The following is a 17,587-nucleotide window of genomic DNA, read 5'->3' on the forward strand; positions in this document are numbered from 1 at the left end:
TTCGGGTAAGAGCTTCGTTGGCGCATGGGAATCCTGGCGATAAGGGTGATCGCGTCCGCTAAAAAATAGACGGACAACATCGCCCTTAATGCTGGAGTTCGGTAGGTGTGTTCACCGGGCGCTTACGATTGACCGAGAGCCCGATTGGAATGTCTGCCAGCGAAAACTCATTACCGGCAACGTAAGCACCGGTCGCTTCGAGCTGCCGGTTCAATATCTGCATATGCCTGGCCCACTCTACGCACCCTGCGGCGAGCGCTTGGCTGTCCTGATGAGAGGGTGAATGCCTGGCCAACGACATAAAGGGGTAAATCCAAGACCTATTGAGATCTGAGGCTTGCCAATCGATCCATTGATCAACCCCTGCCCTCGCTCTGGCGTCAATCGGGTAGAGGGCCGCCTCGCCGTAGCATAGCGCGAGGTAACGGATGATAGCGTTCGACTCCCAGAGGGTGAAGTCGCCATCCTGGATCACCGGCACCATAGCGTTCGGGTTCAGCGCCAGGAATTCGGGTACGTCGGTTGGTTTGAAACCAGCGCCCCAATCCTCGCGCTCGAAAGGAACGTCGATTTCAGCACAGGCCCACAAGACCTTTCGCACATTGATTGACGACGCCCTGCCCAGTATCCGTAGCATTCCTTCGTCCTTGGCTTGGAATAGGGGTAAATCGTCTCCGGCGCTATTGGGATAGTCAAGGGAATCTAACTGCGTAGGCTGATCGCAGGCCAATGCCGCCTACCGGTGATGCGTTTGCTACAAATCCCAACCCCATCAATTTGCTTGAGATCAGGGTTTGGCATGAGCTCCCGCCAACCGGCCTCCCTTTCAACCCGTCACCACCGCCTTGCCCTTCCCCTGCGGGCGAACCCCCAGCAGCGAAGCCACCACGATCAGCACGCCGCCACACCAAGCCAGGGGTGTGAGCTGCTCGTTGAGCCAGAGCACCGCAAAGCACGCGCCGAACAACGGCTCGGAGCCCATCAACAACGAAGCGCGGGTAGGGCTGGTGTGTTTCAGGGCATGGTTCTGGGCGAAAAAGGCGAACAGCGTGCAGAACAGCACCAGATACGCCGAGGCCGCCCAGAACGACAGCTCTGTAGGCAACGCCGGTATGCTGCCTGCGGTCAACAACAGTATGAACAGGCTGCCGAAGCCGACCACGCCCACCTGCACCGCCGTCAGGGCCAGGGCTGGAACCTGTGCGTTCTGCATCAGGCGCTTGGTGGAGCACACCATGAACGCCCGCAACACCGCCGCCAGGATCATCAGCCAGTCACCGCGGTTCATATCCACCCCCGAGGTGCCGGTCAACAGCATCGCGCCCAGCAGCGACAGGCAGGCGATGGCGATGGCCTCCCCCGTCGGCCGTTGGCGAAACACTGCCCACTCCACCAGTGGCGTTAACACAACGCACAAGCTGATGAGGAACGCCGCATTGCTGGCACTGGTTTGCGCTACCCCGTAAGTCTCGGCGAGGAAAATACCCAGCAGGATGCAGCCCAAGGCAAGGCCCGGCGGCACGGCGGTTTTCAGGTGGCCACGCAGAAACGGCAGCAGCAGCACAAAGGTCATGATGAAGCGCACGCACAGAAAACCCATAACCGGGTAGAACACCAGGGCGCCTTTGGCCACCCCATAACTGGTGCCCCAGATAAAGGCCACCAGCAGCAACATCACCTCGGCGATACGGGTTTTCGACAGCAGCATGTTTATACGCCCTTACGGGTGAAAGCGATCACCAAGGCATCACGGTAGCCCTGCCGACCGATTTCCTGACAGTTGATAGGGGACACTTCATGCATGATCTGCCGGTCATCGCCCATGATCACGTCCAGCCCGTTGGCCAGGGTGACTTCGCAGAGCGTCTTGTTCAGCAGGGTGGACACCCGTGTGGTGCCGCCGGTAATGCCGGTTCGGCGAACCAGCATCATCACGATGTAATCGACGCCGTCGCGGTGCCGCCCTTCGGGGGTCGGCTTGCCCTGTTCGAACTCGTTGGTGACGATGCGATAAGGGTGCAGGCGGATGTTCCAGTCACAGGTGGCCCCCTCGACGCGATCGAAAACCCGCGCGATGCCCGCCAGCAGGGCGATGAACAACGGGTGTTCGACCATCCCGTCCTCCAGCGGCAAAAAGTGCCGGGCCACGCCGCCGTTCAACGTGTTGATGTAGGTGGCCTGCTCGTAAGCCGCGTGGGGCAATTTATGCAGGGCACCACCGACCTTGAAGTCGAATTCACTGTAGCGGCGGTAGCGGTAGGTGCCCTGGTCGGCCATGTATTCATCCAGGGCCAGGTTCTCCCAGTAGCGGCTGAAATCTTCCCAACTGTCGGGGTCGAGATTCAAGCGCTGGGCCATACCCTGGCCGTCACGGTAGGCCCAGCCTTGCTTGCTGATGTCGTCGCTGATCGACGTTACCGCATGCGCATCCAGCACGATCTCGGTACAGGCAACGGTCATGGGTTCACCCCTTCGGCTAACACGCCGCTGCGCACTGAACGGCGCGTGTGCTGCTCGGCCAAGGTGCGGCTACCGCGCTCCCTGGCAATGGCTTTTTCCCACCCGTCTCGGTCGGTGAGGTACAACGCCGACGGCGCCTTGATCGCCGCTAACTGGGCGCAGCCTTGGCTCAACTGCAAGGTGACCTTGCCGCTCACCGCCTTGGCCGTGGCGGCGACGAAGGCACTGGCGGCCCCATGCAAGGCACCGAACCAGCGCCCCTCTATAGCCTCGCGTACCCACAACTGCTCGATGGCGATTTTCTCGCGGATCAACTCGGCATCCAGCACGGCGGTTTCCAGGGTCCGGTAGGCCAATAACAGCACTGCAGCCGCCGGCGCCTCGCGCACTTCCAGCACTTTTTCGCCGCCTTCCAAGTGTTCGAGCCCGCTGTAGCGGCCGATCTGGAAGCTACCCGCCAGATGGTTAACCTGATGGATAAGCTCGATCAGCGGCAAAATCTGCCTGTTCAAGGCGAAGGGGCGGCCCTCACGAAACTCGATCTCCAATTGGTCGTGATCGCGAGCCTGATGGGCGCGCGTCCATGAATAAATGTCTTCTGAAACGCTGAAGTTTTCCGGGTTATCCAGGCAGCCCGACTCATATTCCCGCACCCAGAGGTTGGCGTCGCCGCTCATGCCACGGGATTGAAAACCGCAAAGGCCGGCTTCATTCAGTTCGGCGATTTTTTCTTCGCGGCTCAGCGCTGAATATTCATAGGGGCTGCCGGTGAAACCGGTATAGCCCAATTGCTTGATCGCGCCGTTCAAGCGCCGCAGGCTGTTCTGCGATTGGTTGGCCGTGTGCAACAGCGCGCCGCAACCCAACCTATGGGCTGCGGCGACGGCGAAGCGAGCAATGATCGGCCGCGACAAGGATGAACTGATTGGGTACTGCCCGAGGTATTGGGCATGAGCCTGGATGGCCGGTAACACCGCGTCTTCGACGAAGGCCGAGCGGCCATCAACCACCTTCAACGTGGCCCCGAAGAAGTTTGTGATGCGCGCCAGTTCCGCGTAATCTGCGCCTTCGCCCAGGTCTACCGCCAGTGCCGTGACCTTGCAGTCGAGCTTCGACAATTGGTACAGCAGATAACTGCTGTCTAGGCCCCCGCTGAACAACGTCAGAATATGGGGCGTGCGTTGGGCGATAAAGGCCAGGTCTTCCAGGCTTCGAACATCCATTTCGCGGGTCATGCGGCGCGGTCTCCTGAGTCGAGTGAGCGGGACGTTCCTGTCCGGCGCCGGGATTATCGACGGCCCCGCCATCGGCTATTAGCCCACCTTTCAGGACAACAGTTTTGCGCCACGAGAACGAATCAACCAGTCGGCTGATGCCGTACATGTCGGTATTTGTGAAGGTGGTAGAGTTAGGCAGTTTCTCCGCCGCAGCCGAACAGTTGGGGCTAACGGCCTCGGCGGTCAGCCGGCAAATGGCGAACTTGGAAAGTGCCCTGAGCGTCAAACTGTTGGAACGCACCACCCGTAAGTTGCGCCTGACCGAAGTGGGCGCCGAAGTGTTCGCCCGCTGCCAGGATATGGTCGAAGCGGCACGCGCCGTCCAGGAAATCGCCCAGCGCTTCGTCAGCAGCCCCCAGGGCCTGGTCAAGCTCAGCGTACCCAAGGCCTTCGGCAAACGCATCATCAGCCCGCTGGTGCCGGAATTCTTGCGCCTGTATCCGCAAGTCGACGTGCAACTGATATTGAACGACCAGCCGAACGACCTGATCAGTGATGACTTGGACCTGTTGATCCGCATCACCGACACCCCACCGCTGGGGCTGGCCGCCCGGCCGCTGCTGGATGTGTATCACGTGTTGTGTGCCAGCGAGCATTACTTGGCGCAGGCGGGCACGCCATTACACCCCGAAGACTTGAGCCACCACAGCTGCATTTACCTGGGCGAAACCCCAGGCGATAACCGCTGGCAACTCAGGCATGCGCACAGTGGCGAAAAAATCACGGTGAGCGTTAAAGGGCGCATGGTCAGCAACCACAGCGAAGTCCGCCTGGAGGCGGTGCTCGCCCACCTGGGCGTGGGTTGCCTGCCGTTTTTCACCGCCGCCGAGGCCCTGGCCAACCAGCAGATCGTCGAAGTGCTGAGCGATTGGCGGTACGAGACGACCTATCATGGCAAGGCGTGGATCCTGTACCCGCCGAACCGCTACCTGCCGCCCAAGTGCCGGGCGCTGATCGACTATTTGGCGAGCAAGCTCAGCCAGGCTACCGCACCATAGCCCACGGCCCTGCGCGAAATGGCATTGGCGTTTACCGTTCCCCACCTCGCCGCGCATCGGCGGCCCTACCCGCTGAGATCAAGGCGCGTCAGCACCCCATCGCGTTGGCAGGCGCTTGTTTTATGCCCGCGAATTCGTGTTATGGCGGCTGTGCGTAGGCGACACACGTGTCTGCCGATTTCCTTGATTCCCGGTTCGCCAACCCGCGTATAGCGGCCACCCTTCGGTTGGCGCGTCGCTGCCGTGGCACAACCCCGCCCGGCGCTATAAGATGGCAGCTTTACACGCCACGGGTGCAGCATGGCCACCGACACTTCGAAGCTGGATCGAATCCTTGCCGAAAACCAACGCGAGCGCGAACGCGGCTACCGCGATAAAGCCCTCAAGATGTACCCCCACGTGTGCGGCCGCTGCGCCCGCGAATTCTCCGGCAAGCGCCTGAGCGAACTGACGGTGCACCACCGCGACCATAACCACGACAACAATCCCCAAGACGGTTCCAACTGGGAACTGCTATGCCTGTATTGCCACGACAATGAGCATGCTCGCTACACCGACCAGCAGTACTTCGCCGAGGGCTCGCTGAGCACGCCGTCGGTCGCCAAGGCCACCCATAACCCCTTCGCCGCGCTGGCCGGGATGATGAAAAAAGACTGAGCTGCGGACTTTCGAACCGCGCCGGTCCCGTTTCCACCTACCGCCGGTATCCGCGTGCGGCGTGAACCGCCCTGTCCCTTACAGGGGAAAGCCGTGCTTGAAGGGTTGCCGCCAGGCGCTGCACAAACCTTCTAGCCCCAGGCCGCCAACTGTGGGTTACTGGAGCCCGCCCACCTCTGTGTTCTAAGCCATGAGTAACTGGATCAACCTCACCCGCGACCCGGAAACCGACATCGAAACCTTGCATGCGCATTTCGCCGGGCACGCGCATGCCTATGACCCACACTGGCACGACAGCTACCTGATTGGCATTACCGAGCAAGGCGTGCAACGCTTCAACAGCCGTAGGGCGCGGTATGACAGCACCCCGGGGAAGGTATTCATGCTGGAGCCTGGGGACATCCATGACGGCGATGCGCCAAGCCCAGACGGCTTTACCTATCGCATGCTGTACCTGCAGCCCGCCTGGCTGGACCGGGCGCTGGGCGAGCTGCACACGGACACCGCCTGGGGTGGGTTGCCGGGCATCGGCCGGGTGCTCAACGACGACCCCGCACTGGCCCGTGCGACCCTGTTCGCGTTCAACGCACTGCATCAGCAAGACGTACGCATGGTGCGAGAGGCAGCCCTGGACACCTTGCTGGAACGGCTGGCGGCCCATTTACACCGGCGGCCGCAGCAACCGGCCACGCTTCGCGCGCCCTCGATAGCCCGGCAGGCAAGGGATTACCTGGTGGCCTACCATGAGCACGACATCAGCCTGCACACCCTGGCCCAGGCCTGTGGCACCGACCGTTTTCGCTTGACGCGTGAGTTCAAGGCCGCCTATGGCCTCGCGCCGCATGCCTGGTTGATCCAACTGCGCCTCAACCGTAGCCGCCAACTGCTCGCCGCCGGTGTGCAACCGGTGGACGTCGCAGGCAGGCTTGGCTTTGCCGACCAAAGCCACCTCGGTCGTTGGTTCCTGCGCGCCTACGGGATTACACCCGGTGCTTACCAGCAGCGTGCCGTTGGCACAGCCAGGCGCTGAACAAACGTTCAAGACCGCCCCCCCGCAAAACCCCCACAGTACGCCCTTATTTCTTTCAGGGCAGTGCCATGCTTGCGTTCATCCTCTTTGCCTTTGTTGCCTCTATCACCCCAGGCCCCACCAACCTGATCGTGCTCAGCACCAGTGCCAGGCGCGGCTGGCGGCCGTGCATGCCGATTATCCTCGGCGCTTGCGCGGGGGCCGCTTGCTTGGTATGGGTAGCCGGCACCGGTGCCAGTACCCTGCTGCTTCCCGGCCTACGCCCGTGGGCCAACGGTGCTGGGCTGTGCTGGACGCTTTGGCTCGCCTGGCAGATTTTCAACGCCCCGGTCACCCAAATAACCCCCGCGGCGGGGACGGAGAAACCGGAGTTGGGCCTGGTAGGCGCGGCCCTGTTGCAATGGGTGAACCCAAAATCGTGGTTGATGGCCATGGCAGTCATCGGCGTGTTCACTGCCCAAGGTCAACGCCTTAACATGCTGTGCCTAGTGTTCTTCTTGGTGTCTCTCCCCTGCATGGGAACCTGGGCGCTGCTGGGCCGGGGTACTGCCCGATGGCTCAGTAGCCCTACGCAAATGCGCTGGCTTAACCGCGCCCTGGCGGTACTGCTGGTGCTTTCATCTGCCGCCGCGCTCTTACACACGTGATGCGCCCCCCTCAATGCGCCGATCCGGCAGGGCGGTGGCTTTGCTAGGGTGCATCGACTTGTTGAATCCGCCGCCAGAAGCAGCCATTTCCGGCCCAGTGCGCCACGCTTTTGGGCTGGTAATGCCATACCCAGAGTTGCCTACTGCCGCAACCTCCTCGATGAACCGCAGCACTACACTGCTCACATCCGGCAGTACTGGCACATACACAGCAAATCCGACGAACGACGCCGCCTTTGAAAGATTGACGATATTATTTTGATATCACTTTCGGTAGCCTCGGATCCTGTATCAGGGCAGGTATAAAGGGTCAAGCGCATCCCCGGTGTGATCGACCTGAGCCAATACAAGCAGACCTCGTGGCATGAAGGTTATGTGGACCGTGACGTCAGCGCGCTCAAGGCACAATACGGGATTGACCGTTTTGCTGGCAGTGACCGCGGCGGCCAGCGCGCAGTCGGGGGCGCTACAGCGTAAGGCGCATGCAGTCGCTGACCTGGACGCCAAGCCGCTGGCCAGTCTGCTGGGTGGTTTGCCCATGGACACGCAATTGGCGAGCCGTTATCGCCAAGCCGCCCTCCACGCCGGCCTGCCAGAAGGCAGCGGTGCGATGGTGGCGCGCTGGGCCATCCGCCCACATATTATGCTTAGCGCCGACCGTATGCATTTCGTGCTCAGCAGCCAAGTTCGCCTGGAAGGAATCGCCGGAGGCGCGATGTACAGCGCTCAGATCGAGGTGGGTAGCCCGTCACTGCGTCTCTGTGGGAACGACTGCGTCGACAGTGGCGAGTTAGCACAGGCCCAGGTAAACGCAGCCTCGGACGCTTGCGTGAGCGAAACCATGACGCCGGTGGCGCTAGACCTGCAAGGCGGCGCGAAAGGCACTGAGCCCGAGCGCACGCTGCGTTATGTGCTCAATGGCCAACGGGTGGCCGAGCGGGGTCGTGTGCTGCCGGCCGGAGTGGGCTACGTCCGCTACCTCGCCGTGAACGGTGCGCTCAAGGCTATGCCCGTGGTACTGGAGCAAGGCGTAGTCACGGCGACGGCACCTGTAAGCCGTTACTGGCGCGGCCCTTTCGGTGGCTGAGGGGCTATTGCTCGGCCCCGGCCAGCTTCCTGAAAACGCAGATATAGCGGTGCCTACGAAGCCCAAGCGCCGAGATGCTGCCCAGGAGCCTCCCCTGGGCCGTGAGCCTTACGCAGACAGCGGGTCGTGCGAGGTATCCACCCCCACCAAGGCCACTTCCGCCGCCGGCGCGAAAACCATCGCGCCGTGATTGAGCTCGCCCACCCAGTTGCCAGTCAGGGCAATTTCGAACCGGTGCCCTTGGGCGTCTGCTTCTAGATCCTTCAGGTAGGTGCGATCCAATTCGCTATCGTAGGCCACCTTGAGCGTCGTGCCGGTGCCGTCGCCAAAACCCGTATAGCCCAACGCCGACACGTCGATCTTATCGCTATAGTCAGCGAAGTTGACGATCAAGTCGTCAAAACTCTGGGTGTCGGTTCGGTAACTATCGCTGGCGGAGGTATAGACAAATACGTCGTCGATATCATGCTCGCCGGTAAAAAGCTGCACGTTTTCGCCATCACCGCCGTTCAATTGATCGGCGCCCGCCCCGCCTAGGATCACATCGGCGCCGGCGCCGCCATTGATTCGATCATTGCCGGCCAGGCCGTAGATGATTTCCGAAAGCGCACTCCCATTGATAACGTCCCCGCCGGAAGTGCCTTCGACCGTGGGCGGCGTGAACACCACGTTGGTGCTGTTCAACTGCCCGACCAGGTTCCCATCGAACGCCAGTTCGAACCGCTGCCCGGCGGCATCGGCGTCGAAGCTTTTAAGGTAGGTGCGGGTACCGTCAGCATTGGCCTGCACCGCCAGGGTGCCGTTGTGGCCATCGCCGATCCCGGTGAAGCCCAGTGCGATCAGGTCGACACGGTCTTGGGTGGGGTCGAAGTCCAGGATACGATCGCTGCCGGTTTGGGTGGCAGTGCGGTAACTGTCGCTTACCTCGGCAAAACGGAAGATGTCCGCGCCGGTGCCGCCGAGCAGCACATCGCGGCCACCGTTGCCTTGCAGCACGTCGTCACCGCCGAGGCCATGGATAATCTCGGCAGTGTCCACGCCGAGAAGGGTGTCCTGGCCCCCGGAGCCGTCCACATGTAGCTGGCCATCAGGGCTGCCAAAGGTGGTATCCGGGCTACCGTCGGCGTTCAGGCGGATAATGCCGAAATCCGAGTTGTTGTTGAGCACGCTCTGGCCGGCAATCAGGATTTTTCCATCGGCCTGCACCGTGACGGAGCGGGGGTTGTTGGAATCATCCGGCGCCACTTCGAACGTGGCCTTGCCATCGATACCGAAGCTTGTGTCGAACGACCCGTCGGCGTTAAGCCGCAATACGTTGCCTACGGTGTAATCGGCGCTTTGGCCCACCACGATGATCTTGCCGTCGGCCTGCACCGTGACCGCCGAAAAGTAATCCAAGCCCAGGGCCGGGTCGAAGTGCAGCACGCCGTTGTCGCCAAAGCCAGTGTCCACGGCGCCTGTCGCCGTCAGGCGCTCCAGGCTGTATACCGACTGGCCCTCTATATAGAGAGCGCTACCCAGCAAGAAGCTGCCATCGGGCAGTACAATAGTAGAAATATCCCCGATATCGTAGTTCCCGGCAGGCTTGAGGGTAACCTGGCCGTTGTCGCCAAAATCAGCGGCCGGGGTGCCATCGCTGTTGAGCTTGGTCACGGTGGATTGGCCCGCCCCGCGTGCGCTGACGTACAGCGTGCCATCCGGGTTAGCGGAAATGGCGATGCCATCGGCGCTGTAGGTAATGCCGATGTTGATGGCGCCGTGGCTACCGAAGGTGTCGTCCAAGGTGCCGTCGCTGTTGAAGCGTTCGACCGTCACGCCACCACTCCGGGGGTGAGCCGAGAGCACCTTGCCATCGGCCTGTACCGCCATCACATAGTCTGTGTCGCGCTCTATGTCAGCCGGCACGAGGTCGATCCCGCCCTGGCTGAAGCTAGTGTCCAGGCTGCCATCCGCGTTGAGGCGGATGACGGAATAATCCGCGCGGGTTTCGTAACTTTCATCTCCCGGTGAGCCCGGGTAGCCATAGGCGGTGTGGTAGGTGTAGCCGCCGACCAGGATCTTGCCATCGGCCTGCAGCGTAACGCTTTGGTTCGAATCAAGCGCCCCGGTCAGGTCGACCATCACGGTGCCCGGGCCTGTTCTGACGGTAGGGGTGGGTGCCGATTTGCTATCGGTTGTTGCCATGGGTTGATCCTTCAAGGTGCAGAGGGAGCCTCATTACTGCAGTGCAGGGCTGGTTCATTGCACACTAATGGACACACGCCGGCGTATTTGTTTCAGCTCGGGTACAAGAAGTTTGCATAAAAGGCCGGCGTCAGCATCAGTACCGGGGCCGATAATGGTTCCCATAAAAGGCTTCAGCGACGCCACACCTGCCCTTCGCCACTCACCACCTAAGGTGACTGATCGGCCACGATATTCACGCCCCCCACCCAACGATCGGGTGGCTGATGGTCGAGCCAGTGGCCCTGGCCGTGCAGTACCGTCTCGCCCAACGCCGTTATGCGGAGCAGGCGTTGCTGCCATTCACCTCCCGGCTGTTCGTACAGCAGTGGGTGTGGCGCATTGATCAGGGGTTGCAGCAGCGCGTGAAACATTAAATTGCCCAGATAGGGCAATGGCTCGTAGCGCATCATTAGATGGCCAAATACCCTACCGGCAGGCAGCTCGCCATGCGCCACCAGGATGCGCAGCACCAGCCGCTGGGTCAGGCTCAAGCCATCGCCGGCGCCGGGAAGCTCTTGCAGCTGCCGCGCCAGTTGATCACATAGGATTGTTCTGAAGGGTTTAGGTCAATGACGTCATTACTGGCCGTGCCATCCACCCGCGCGATGAAATTTTCCGAAGTGAGCGCTTGGCTCGATGCACCTTGCAGCCGGACTTCGAAGTCATTACCCGCACTGTTGGCCTGGGTGGCCCGGACATAGGTGATATCAGCGGCGGCGTCATAGCTGACGGTGAGGTCATCCAGGCTCAACCCCAGCGCGGTCAGGTCTAGCCGGCCCTCGGCATTCCAATCGGTGATCAGGTCCGAGTGCGACCCCTCGGCGTTACCATAGCTATCGCTGAAGTGGGTGAAGACAAAATTGTCCCGGCTAGCGCCGCCGGTCAGGGTGTTTACGCCGGCACCGCCGATCAGTACGTCGTCATTGCTGCTTGCCACTAAGGTGTCCGCCCCGCCACCCCCTTCCAAGTAGAGGGCGGCTGCGCCACCGACAGCCAAGTCGTCGCTGGCGCGGGTCCCTTCATAGGCGGTATACACACCGCGGCCTTTGATAACAATCTCGCTGCTTATCGCGGTGATCGTGCCGTCAGTCGAGCTCATGAGCGTTCCTCAAAGGCGTGAGAAAGTAGGCACCAACGGCGAATTGGGCCTGGGCACAAAATCACAAATGGGACAGATTATCTGAGTGTGGTTTAGAAACAGAACAGTTCGTCGTTTTGATGTTGTTATGTACGGGCCCTTATGCCCTTCACAGTTTGGTGCCAAATAGTGGGCCGGCTTGTGCATCTACTGAGCCATCAAGGCCTATCGATAGCTGCTTCAGAGCAAGTCGTCACCGCGCCCCCACGAAGCGGACCGCCCTCCTCCCGCAAGCCTCAAAGCGTTTTCTGAAACCGATCGCCCCAGTCCCGCATCGTGATCAATATGGGCTCCAGCGACTTGCCCAACTCAGTCAGCTCGTATTCCACCTTGGGTGGCACTTCAGGAAAGACCGTCCGCTTGATGACGCCGTCGGCTTCGAGCTCACGGAGTTGCAGCGTCATCATGCGTGGCGTTGCCGAGGGCGTGAGCCGACACAGCGCGTTGAAACGCAACTTCCCGGCTAACAGGTGGAAGAGGATAACCGGCTTCCACACGCCGCCAATCACTGAAAGTGTCGCCTCGACGGCGCAGCCGGTTCGGCCTGCTTTTCGTCGCTGCACCTGTGGGCTCCTTACTATCATTAGTGATAGTATCTGCTGAAATTGTACGTACTACTGCAATTAAAAGTGCGTTGCTAGTATGGCTTTTTCCAAGGAGAAGGCACATGCGTAGCTACACACTGACCGGCCAAGAAACTCCGATTCTCCAGCTTTCCACGGCCCCGGAGCCCTTCCCCCACGAGGGAGAAGTCATTGTCGACATCCACGCGGTTTCGCTGAACTACCGGGATCTGATCGTTGCCGGCGCCAGCGAAGGCGGCGGCATTCCGACCTCTGACGGCGCTGGGGTGGTGTCCGCGCTGGGCACGAATGTCGCCGGCCTCAAGGTCGGCGACCGTGTCGCCATCGGCTTCATGCCCGGCTGGGTTGAAGGCGAATTCAGCGCTGGCAAACAGGCGACTTCACTGGGTGGCCCAGACGTGAATGGCGTGCTGGTTGAGCGCATTGCCGTTTCCGCTGCCGGCGTGTGCCAGATTCCGGACTCCATGACCTTCGAGGAAGCTGCAACGTTGCCGTGCGCCGGCGTTACCGCCTGGTCGGCACTGTTCGAGCGGCGCCCAGTGCAACCAGGCGAAACCGTGCTGTTGCTAGGGACTGGGGGCGTTTCGATCTTCGCGCTTCAATTGGCCAAGGCCGCGGGCGCTCGGGTCATTATCACGTCCAGCTCCGATGAGAAGCTTAAGCGAGCCCGCGCGCTGGGCGCCGATCACCTGATCAACTACCGCGAGCAGCCTGACTGGGAAGAGCACGTACTGCACCTCACCGATGGCATAGGGGCAAATCTGGCCGTGGATGTGGCAGGGCCCGCCACCCTGAACAAGACCCTCAAGGCGACCCGGCACGGCGGGCGGATCTCGCTGATGGGCGTGCTTTCCGGCTTCAACGGTCACATAGATACCGGTTCGATATTGGAAAAACGCATCACCCTTCAAGGTATCTACGTGGGCCCCGTTGCGACCTTGAAAGCGCTGATCAAGGTTCCGCTCAAACCGGTAATCGACCGGGTATATGCATTCGAGCAAGCCGAGGCCGCTTTCCAGAATCTGCGCAGTGCGAGCCACTTTGGGAAGCTCGTGGTACGGGTGGCCGAATAGCCGAACGGCAGGTTCGTTGGATCACAGCGTTGCCCGCGCCAATGGCTCAGCAGCCCTACCCCATTGCGCTGGCGGAGCCGGGAGAACGCCAAGTCCAGTTCACCCGTTGGGCCTCAATGATAAGGCGGTAACTCAACGCCATCGTGCCTGGCTGCGCGGTTGTCGCGCCAACGGTAGTAGCGCAGCGCTAACGACGGCGCGACACTCATATAAGCGGGTGCGGCGCGGATGGGTTCGATGTTCAGCGCCAGTTCGGCAGCGGGCACATCCGTTGCCCAGTCGGCAAGGATGCCGCCCAGCATGCTACCGGTGGGCACGCCTCGCCCGGCCAACCCGGTCAACGCAACCACGCCCGGCGCCAGCCCATACAGGCGCGGAATGGTTTTGCGCTGCATGTCCAATTCGCCCATCCAGAAGTAATCCCAGCGTACGCTTTTGGCGATCTGGGGGTGCAACCAGTGCAGCCGCTCGCTCATAACCTGATGGGTAAAGGCCATATCGCGGCCCCGCCTTCCCATGGGAAACATCGAGGCCACGATGCGCCCTTCGGCATTGTACTTGTACACGAAAATATCGCCGCGGCCGTCGTGGGTCGTGGTGTTGAGTGGCAATACTTGCTGGCGCACCGATACTGGCAATGGCTCGGTGGCCGCGACAAAAACCTTCTGGATGCGGAAGGTCTGGTCCAGCCCCGGCCACCCTAGGCGGGAGTAAGCACCCGTAGCGAAAATCACTTTGTCGGCCAGCACCGAGCCATTGCTGGTATTGACCTGCCAGCGGCCGCCTTGGCGGGCCACGTTGCACACCGCCGACCTGGAAAACACCCGGCCACCCTCTTGCACAACAGCCCGCGCAAGGCCGCGGGCATAACCGAGCGGGTTGAGATGGCCGGCAGCCGGGTGGAACCAACCGCCATGGAACCGCTGGCTTCCAGTCAACGCGCAGGCCTCGTCACGGTCTAGCAACCGGATGCGCTGGCCGACCGCGTTGTACTCGTCGGTTTTCAGCACCAGGCGTGCCATGGCACTGGGCGTGTGCGCCGCCATTAAGTAGCCATTTTGTTGCCATTCGCAGTCGATGTTGTAGCGCGCGATGTACTGCGCCACCACGGCATTCGCGCCGGTCTGCCGGGCGATCAATCGCTCGCCATACACAGGCCCCAGCATTTGGCGAATCTGCGGGATCGAATGGTGGTGAAACGTCGGCGTGCAGTGGCCCGCATTGCGCCCGGAGCCGCCGAAACCGATTTCTTCGGCTTCCAGCAAAACCACGTTCAGCCCGCGGCACGCTAACTCCAGCGCGGTGGCCAGCCCGGTATAGCCGCCGCCGACGACGCACACGTCGGCCTCAAGGCGCTCATTCAAGGCCGGCGTCGCCACCGGCGCCACAGCCGTGGCAAACCACAGTGAAGTATCGAAGGCCGAGAACCTCATACGGCACTCTCACGGCGCGCCGCTTCAAACAGCGTCTCGCGCTGTTCGTTGAGGGGCGAGATCAACGACAGATCATCACGGATACAGGCCGTGCCATGCCCCGGCCCGATCATGCGTAGCGGCGGGCGCTCCTGGCTGCAGGCAGGCACCACGTAAGGGCAACGGGTGCGAAACGTACACCCGCTGGGCGGTGAAATCGGGCTCGGAATATCGCCCTGCAAAACGATGCGCTGGCGCCGCTGCCCCGGGTCCGGCATCGGGATCGCCGACATCAGTGCTTCGGTGTAAGGATGGCGTGGCTGGCTGAACAGCTCACGGGTGGGCGCCACCTCCACGATCCGCCCCAGGTACATCACCGCCACGCGGTCAGCGATATGCCCGACCACGGCCAGGTCATGGGTCACGAACAGCATCGTCAGGTTCATGTGCTGGCGGATGTGCGAGAACACGTTGAGCACCTGCGCTTGAACCGACACGTCCAGCGCGGACACCGGTTCATCGGCCATGATGAACTCCGGCTCCAGGGTCAATGCGCGCGCAATGCCGATGCGCTGGCGCTGGCCACCGGAGAATTCGTGGGGATAGCGGTCCAGATACTGGCTCGGCAAGCCCACGGTCTCCAGGGCTTGCTGCGCTCTTTCCCGGCGCGCTTGGGCGTTTAGCTGTTTGGCGTGAAAACGTAGCGGCATGCCCAGGATCTCGCCCACGGTCATGCGCGGGTTCAGCGAGCCGTAAGGGTCTTGAAACACCATTTGCATGCGCTTGCGATAGGGTTTGAGCAAGCGGTCGTTGAATGGGGTGATTTCCGTATTATCGAAAACGACATGCCCGTCCGTAGGGGGGTCGAGCATCATCAGGCTACGGCCCAGGGTGCTCTTGCCCGAGCCGCTTTCACCGACCAAACCCAGCACTTCGCCACGCGCGATGGACAGATCGACACCATCCACGGCGCGCACCAGGTTGTCATCACGGCCACGGTTGCTGGCGAACAACTTCTTGCGCAGCGGGAAGTATTTCTTCAGGCCGATGGCCTCGATCAGGGGCGGCTGTTTCATCATGCACCTCCTTGGGCACATTCAACGCTGGCCGTCAGCTCCTGCCAGCGCAGGCAACGCAACTGGTGACCGTGCTCGACCTCCTCCAGCGCGGGGGCTTGGCTGTCGCAGCGCCCAGCAATGCTGAAGGCGCAACGCGGATGGAACGCGCACCCGGCGGGAGGTGCCGCCGGGTCGGGGACAAAACCCGGGATCGTGCCAAGATCCCCTTGCCCCAGCCCTGCGTGTTCGAAGCGCGGTACGGCGGCGAGCAAGCCCTGCGTGTAAGGCATGCGCGGCGCCGACAACACCTGGGCGACACTGCCCTGCTCCACGATACGGCCGGCATACATCACCATCACCCGGTCGGCAATTTCCGCCACTACCCCGAAGTTATGGGTGATGAACAAAATCGCCATGCCATTCTTCTTTTGCAGGTTGCGCAACAGGTCGAGGATTTGCGCCTGCACCGTGACGTCCAGCGCGGTGGTGGGCTCATCGGCGATCAGCACGTCCGGCTCCATCGCTAGGGCGATGGCAATCATCACCCGCTGGCGCATCCCGCCCGACAATTCGTGGGGAAAGCTCTGCATGCGCTGGGCAGGTTCAGGGATGCCGACCTGCTCCAGCAACGCCAGGGCCCTGGCCCGCGCCTGGGCTTTGCTCAGGTGGTCGTGAAAGCGAATGGCCTCGGCAATCTGATCGCCAACCCTGTGCACCGGGTTCAGCGAGGTTAATGGCTCCTGAAAAATCATCGCTACCCGGTTGCCGCGCACATGGCGCATCTGCTGTTCGCTCATCGCCACCAAATCGATGGCCCTGCCGCTGCTGTCGGCCACCACCGCGCTGCCTTCGATTCGGGTTTTCGGTGCTTGCGCCAGCAGTTTCATCACCGCAAGGCTGGTCACACTTTTGCCCGAACCACTTTCGCCCACCAGTGCCAAAGTTTCGCCGGCGCGGATGTTGAAGTTAATCCCCTGCACCACCGGCACATAGCCGGCGCCCCGGCGAAAGGCGACGCTGAGATGGGCCACGCTGATCTTTTCATCTGCGTTCATTTCAAGTCGCTCCTGCCGTCCAACGCATCGCGCAGGCCGTCCCCAATAAAGTTGAAACTGGTCACCGCCAAGGTGATCGCCAAGCCGGGAATGATTGCCAGCCACGGCGCGTTGCCCAGGTATTGCTGCGCCGCATTGAGCATGTTGCCCCAGCTCGGCAGGGGCGGCTGGATGCCATAGCCGAGGAAGCTGATGTACGCTTCCAGCAGAATCGCATTGGCGATGGTCAGGGTAGCGGCCACGATGATAGGGCCGATGGCGTTCGGCACCAGCTCACGAAACATGATCCAGCGATGGCTGGCGCCCACCATGCGCGCCGCCAGCGTGAAATCGCGTTCGCGCAACGAACGAATCTCGGCCTCGACGATACGGGAGATTTCCATCCAACTGGTCACGGCGATGATCAGGGTGATCATCGTGGGGCTGGGCTTGATGAAGGCGGCCAACACCAACACCAGAAACACGCTGGGGAACGAAAGAAACGCATCGACGAAGCGCATCAACGCCGCACCGATCCAACCTCGGTAGTACCCGGCAACCACGCCAATCAGCGTGCCGATCAGCGTACTGATCAGCATCGCGAAAAACCCTACCGTCAACGATATTCGCCCGGCGTTGAGCAAGCGTGCCGCGGTGTCGCGGCCGAGGGCGTCGGTGCCCAGGTAATGGTTGCCGGTCAGCGGCGGCGAAAAGCGATTGCGAATGTCGATGGACAGGTCGGTGTAGTGCAGCAGATAGGGCCCAAACACGCAGGCCAGTACCAACAGCGTGATCATCACCACCCCAAGCACCGCCAATTTGTGGCGCATGAAACGCGCAAGGGTGGGGTTGCTGAACCAGGCCAGGCGGCCGGAGAACGAGGGATACGTTGCAACCGTGCTCATG

17 protein-coding genes and 1 pseudogene are annotated in these 17,587 nt (G+C 61.5%); 6 read left to right on the plus strand and 12 right to left on the minus strand.

Translation table 11 applies throughout. The features are described from left to right. Positions 1 to 88 precede the first annotated feature (88 nt). The 4 genes and pseudogenes from HAQ05_RS23155 to HAQ05_RS23170 form a co-directional block, all read right to left on the minus strand. Positions 89 to 637, minus strand: a pseudogene (locus HAQ05_RS23155) (glutathione S-transferase family protein); the annotation flags it as partial. A 189-nt stretch (positions 638 to 826) separates the two neighbouring features. Then, entirely contained in the window at positions 827 to 1,708 is an 882-nt protein-coding gene (locus HAQ05_RS23160) for a DMT family transporter (RefSeq protein WP_190425106.1), read from the minus strand. Positions 1,709 to 1,710: 2 nt separating this feature from the next. After that, complete coding sequence (locus tag HAQ05_RS23165; protein ID WP_190425109.1) at positions 1,711 to 2,460, minus strand: 2OG-Fe dioxygenase family protein; 750 nt, start codon at positions 2,458 to 2,460, stop codon at positions 1,711 to 1,713. Further along, positions 2,457 to 3,695 (minus strand): argininosuccinate synthase-related protein, encoded by a 1,239-nt coding sequence (locus HAQ05_RS23170; protein WP_190425112.1) that lies wholly within the window; start codon positions 3,693 to 3,695, stop codon positions 2,457 to 2,459. The genes HAQ05_RS23165 and HAQ05_RS23170 overlap by 4 nt, the downstream gene beginning before the upstream one ends. Positions 3,696 to 3,841: 146 nt before the next feature. On the opposite strand from HAQ05_RS23170, the gene HAQ05_RS23175 reads away from it, so the two are divergent. The 5 genes from HAQ05_RS23175 (at position 3,842) to HAQ05_RS23195 (ending at position 8,156) form a co-directional block, all read left to right on the plus strand. Further along, positions 3,842 to 4,735, plus strand: a complete 894-nt coding sequence (locus tag HAQ05_RS23175) for a LysR family transcriptional regulator (protein WP_238935213.1) — start codon at positions 3,842 to 3,844, stop codon at positions 4,733 to 4,735. Positions 4,736 to 5,035: 300 nt separating this feature from the next. Further along, complete coding sequence (locus tag HAQ05_RS23180) at positions 5,036 to 5,392, plus strand: YajD family HNH nuclease (RefSeq protein ID WP_190425115.1); 357 nt, start codon at positions 5,036 to 5,038, stop codon at positions 5,390 to 5,392. A 190-nt stretch (positions 5,393 to 5,582) separates the two neighbouring features. Then, the gene (locus HAQ05_RS23185) at positions 5,583 to 6,422 is read left to right on the plus strand and encodes an AraC family transcriptional regulator (RefSeq protein ID WP_190425118.1); all 840 of its coding nucleotides are present in this window, start codon (positions 5,583 to 5,585) and stop codon (positions 6,420 to 6,422) included. Positions 6,423 to 6,490: 68 nt separating this feature from the next. After that, complete coding sequence (locus HAQ05_RS23190; protein ID WP_190425121.1) at positions 6,491 to 7,069, plus strand: LysE family translocator; 579 nt, start codon at positions 6,491 to 6,493, stop codon at positions 7,067 to 7,069. Between the two features lie 415 nt (positions 7,070 to 7,484). Continuing rightward, positions 7,485 to 8,156: a hypothetical protein gene (locus HAQ05_RS23195; protein ID WP_190425124.1), complete on the plus strand. Its 672-nt coding sequence runs from the start codon at positions 7,485 to 7,487 to the stop codon at positions 8,154 to 8,156. A 108-nt stretch (positions 8,157 to 8,264) separates the two neighbouring features. On the opposite strand, the gene HAQ05_RS23200 is transcribed toward HAQ05_RS23195, so the two are convergent. The 4 genes from HAQ05_RS23200 to HAQ05_RS23215 all read right to left on the minus strand — a co-directional run bounded on the left by HAQ05_RS23200 (position 8,265) and on the right by HAQ05_RS23215 (position 12,083). After that, complete coding sequence (locus tag HAQ05_RS23200) at positions 8,265 to 10,340, minus strand: M10 family metallopeptidase C-terminal domain-containing protein (RefSeq protein WP_190425127.1); 2,076 nt, start codon at positions 10,338 to 10,340, stop codon at positions 8,265 to 8,267. A gap of 209 nt (positions 10,341 to 10,549) precedes the next feature. Continuing rightward, positions 10,550 to 10,873 (minus strand): hypothetical protein, encoded by a 324-nt coding sequence (locus HAQ05_RS23205; protein WP_238936574.1) that lies wholly within the window; start codon positions 10,871 to 10,873, stop codon positions 10,550 to 10,552. Next, positions 10,870 to 11,481 (minus strand): calcium-binding protein, encoded by a 612-nt coding sequence (locus HAQ05_RS23210; RefSeq protein WP_190425130.1) that lies wholly within the window; start codon positions 11,479 to 11,481, stop codon positions 10,870 to 10,872. Before HAQ05_RS23210 ends, HAQ05_RS23205 begins: the two co-directional genes overlap by 4 nt. Positions 11,482 to 11,756: 275 nt before the next feature. Continuing rightward, the gene (locus HAQ05_RS23215; RefSeq protein WP_338050278.1) at positions 11,757 to 12,083 is read right to left on the minus strand and encodes a winged helix-turn-helix transcriptional regulator; all 327 of its coding nucleotides are present in this window, start codon (positions 12,081 to 12,083) and stop codon (positions 11,757 to 11,759) included. A gap of 104 nt (positions 12,084 to 12,187) precedes the next feature. Between HAQ05_RS23215 and HAQ05_RS23220 the strand changes: the two genes are divergently transcribed. After that, a complete protein-coding gene (locus HAQ05_RS23220) occupies positions 12,188 to 13,177 on the plus strand; it encodes a zinc-dependent alcohol dehydrogenase family protein (protein WP_190425135.1) in 990 nt (329 codons plus the stop codon). A gap of 113 nt (positions 13,178 to 13,290) precedes the next feature. On the opposite strand, the gene HAQ05_RS23225 is transcribed toward HAQ05_RS23220, so the two are convergent. The 4 genes from HAQ05_RS23225 to HAQ05_RS23240 are packed head-to-tail and all read right to left on the minus strand — an operon-like array spanning position 13,291 to position 17,586. Then, positions 13,291 to 14,610: an NAD(P)/FAD-dependent oxidoreductase gene (locus HAQ05_RS23225; RefSeq protein ID WP_190425137.1), complete on the minus strand. Its 1,320-nt coding sequence runs from the start codon at positions 14,608 to 14,610 to the stop codon at positions 13,291 to 13,293. After that, positions 14,607 to 15,665 (minus strand): ABC transporter ATP-binding protein, encoded by a 1,059-nt coding sequence (locus HAQ05_RS23230; RefSeq protein ID WP_190425150.1) that lies wholly within the window; start codon positions 15,663 to 15,665, stop codon positions 14,607 to 14,609. The genes HAQ05_RS23225 and HAQ05_RS23230 overlap by 4 nt, the downstream gene beginning before the upstream one ends. Then, positions 15,665 to 16,702 carry an ABC transporter ATP-binding protein gene (locus HAQ05_RS23235; RefSeq protein WP_190425154.1) on the minus strand — a complete coding sequence of 346 codons (1,038 nt, stop codon included), beginning with the start codon at positions 16,700 to 16,702 and terminating at the stop codon, positions 15,665 to 15,667. The genes HAQ05_RS23230 and HAQ05_RS23235 overlap by 1 nt, the downstream gene beginning before the upstream one ends. Continuing rightward, positions 16,699 to 17,586, minus strand: coding sequence for an ABC transporter permease (locus HAQ05_RS23240; RefSeq protein WP_190425158.1), 888 nt, complete (start codon positions 17,584 to 17,586; stop codon positions 16,699 to 16,701). The genes HAQ05_RS23235 and HAQ05_RS23240 overlap by 4 nt, the downstream gene beginning before the upstream one ends. Between the last annotated feature and the right edge of the window lies 1 nt (position 17,587).

It is taken from the genome of Pseudomonas typographi (genome assembly GCF_014694385.1).
GTDB classification, from domain to species: domain Bacteria; phylum Pseudomonadota; class Gammaproteobacteria; order Pseudomonadales; family Pseudomonadaceae; genus Aquipseudomonas; species Aquipseudomonas typographi.

Bases quoted from the DNA above. Each gene is read 5' to 3' on its own strand.
- HAQ05_RS23225 (WP_190425137.1), bottom strand. From the start codon at position 14,610: ATGAGGTTCTCGGCCTTCGATACTTCACTGTGGTTTGCCACGGCTGTG.
- HAQ05_RS23185 (WP_190425118.1), top strand. From the start codon at position 5,583: ATGAGTAACTGGATCAACCTCACCCGCGACCCGGAAACCGACATCGAA.
- HAQ05_RS23210 (WP_190425130.1), bottom strand. From the start codon at position 11,481: ATGAGCTCGACTGACGGCACGATCACCGCGATAAGCAGCGAGATTGTT.
- HAQ05_RS23180 (WP_190425115.1), top strand. From the start codon at position 5,036: ATGGCCACCGACACTTCGAAGCTGGATCGAATCCTTGCCGAAAACCAA.
- HAQ05_RS23235 (WP_190425154.1), bottom strand. From the start codon at position 16,702: ATGAACGCAGATGAAAAGATCAGCGTGGCCCATCTCAGCGTCGCCTTT.
- HAQ05_RS23240 (WP_190425158.1), bottom strand. From the start codon at position 17,586: ATGAGCACGGTTGCAACGTATCCCTCGTTCTCCGGCCGCCTGGCCTGG.
- HAQ05_RS23190 (WP_190425121.1), top strand. From the start codon at position 6,491: ATGCTTGCGTTCATCCTCTTTGCCTTTGTTGCCTCTATCACCCCAGGC.
- HAQ05_RS23200 (WP_190425127.1), bottom strand. From the start codon at position 10,340: ATGGCAACAACCGATAGCAAATCGGCACCCACCCCTACCGTCAGAACA.
- HAQ05_RS23220 (WP_190425135.1), top strand. From the start codon at position 12,188: ATGCGTAGCTACACACTGACCGGCCAAGAAACTCCGATTCTCCAGCTT.
- HAQ05_RS23230 (WP_190425150.1), bottom strand. From the start codon at position 15,665: ATGAAACAGCCGCCCCTGATCGAGGCCATCGGCCTGAAGAAATACTTC.
- HAQ05_RS23160 (WP_190425106.1), bottom strand. From the start codon at position 1,708: ATGCTGCTGTCGAAAACCCGTATCGCCGAGGTGATGTTGCTGCTGGTG.
- HAQ05_RS23175 (WP_238935213.1), top strand. From the start codon at position 3,842: ATGTCGGTATTTGTGAAGGTGGTAGAGTTAGGCAGTTTCTCCGCCGCA.
- HAQ05_RS23165 (WP_190425109.1), bottom strand. From the start codon at position 2,460: ATGACCGTTGCCTGTACCGAGATCGTGCTGGATGCGCATGCGGTAACG.
- HAQ05_RS23170 (WP_190425112.1), bottom strand. From the start codon at position 3,695: ATGACCCGCGAAATGGATGTTCGAAGCCTGGAAGACCTGGCCTTTATC.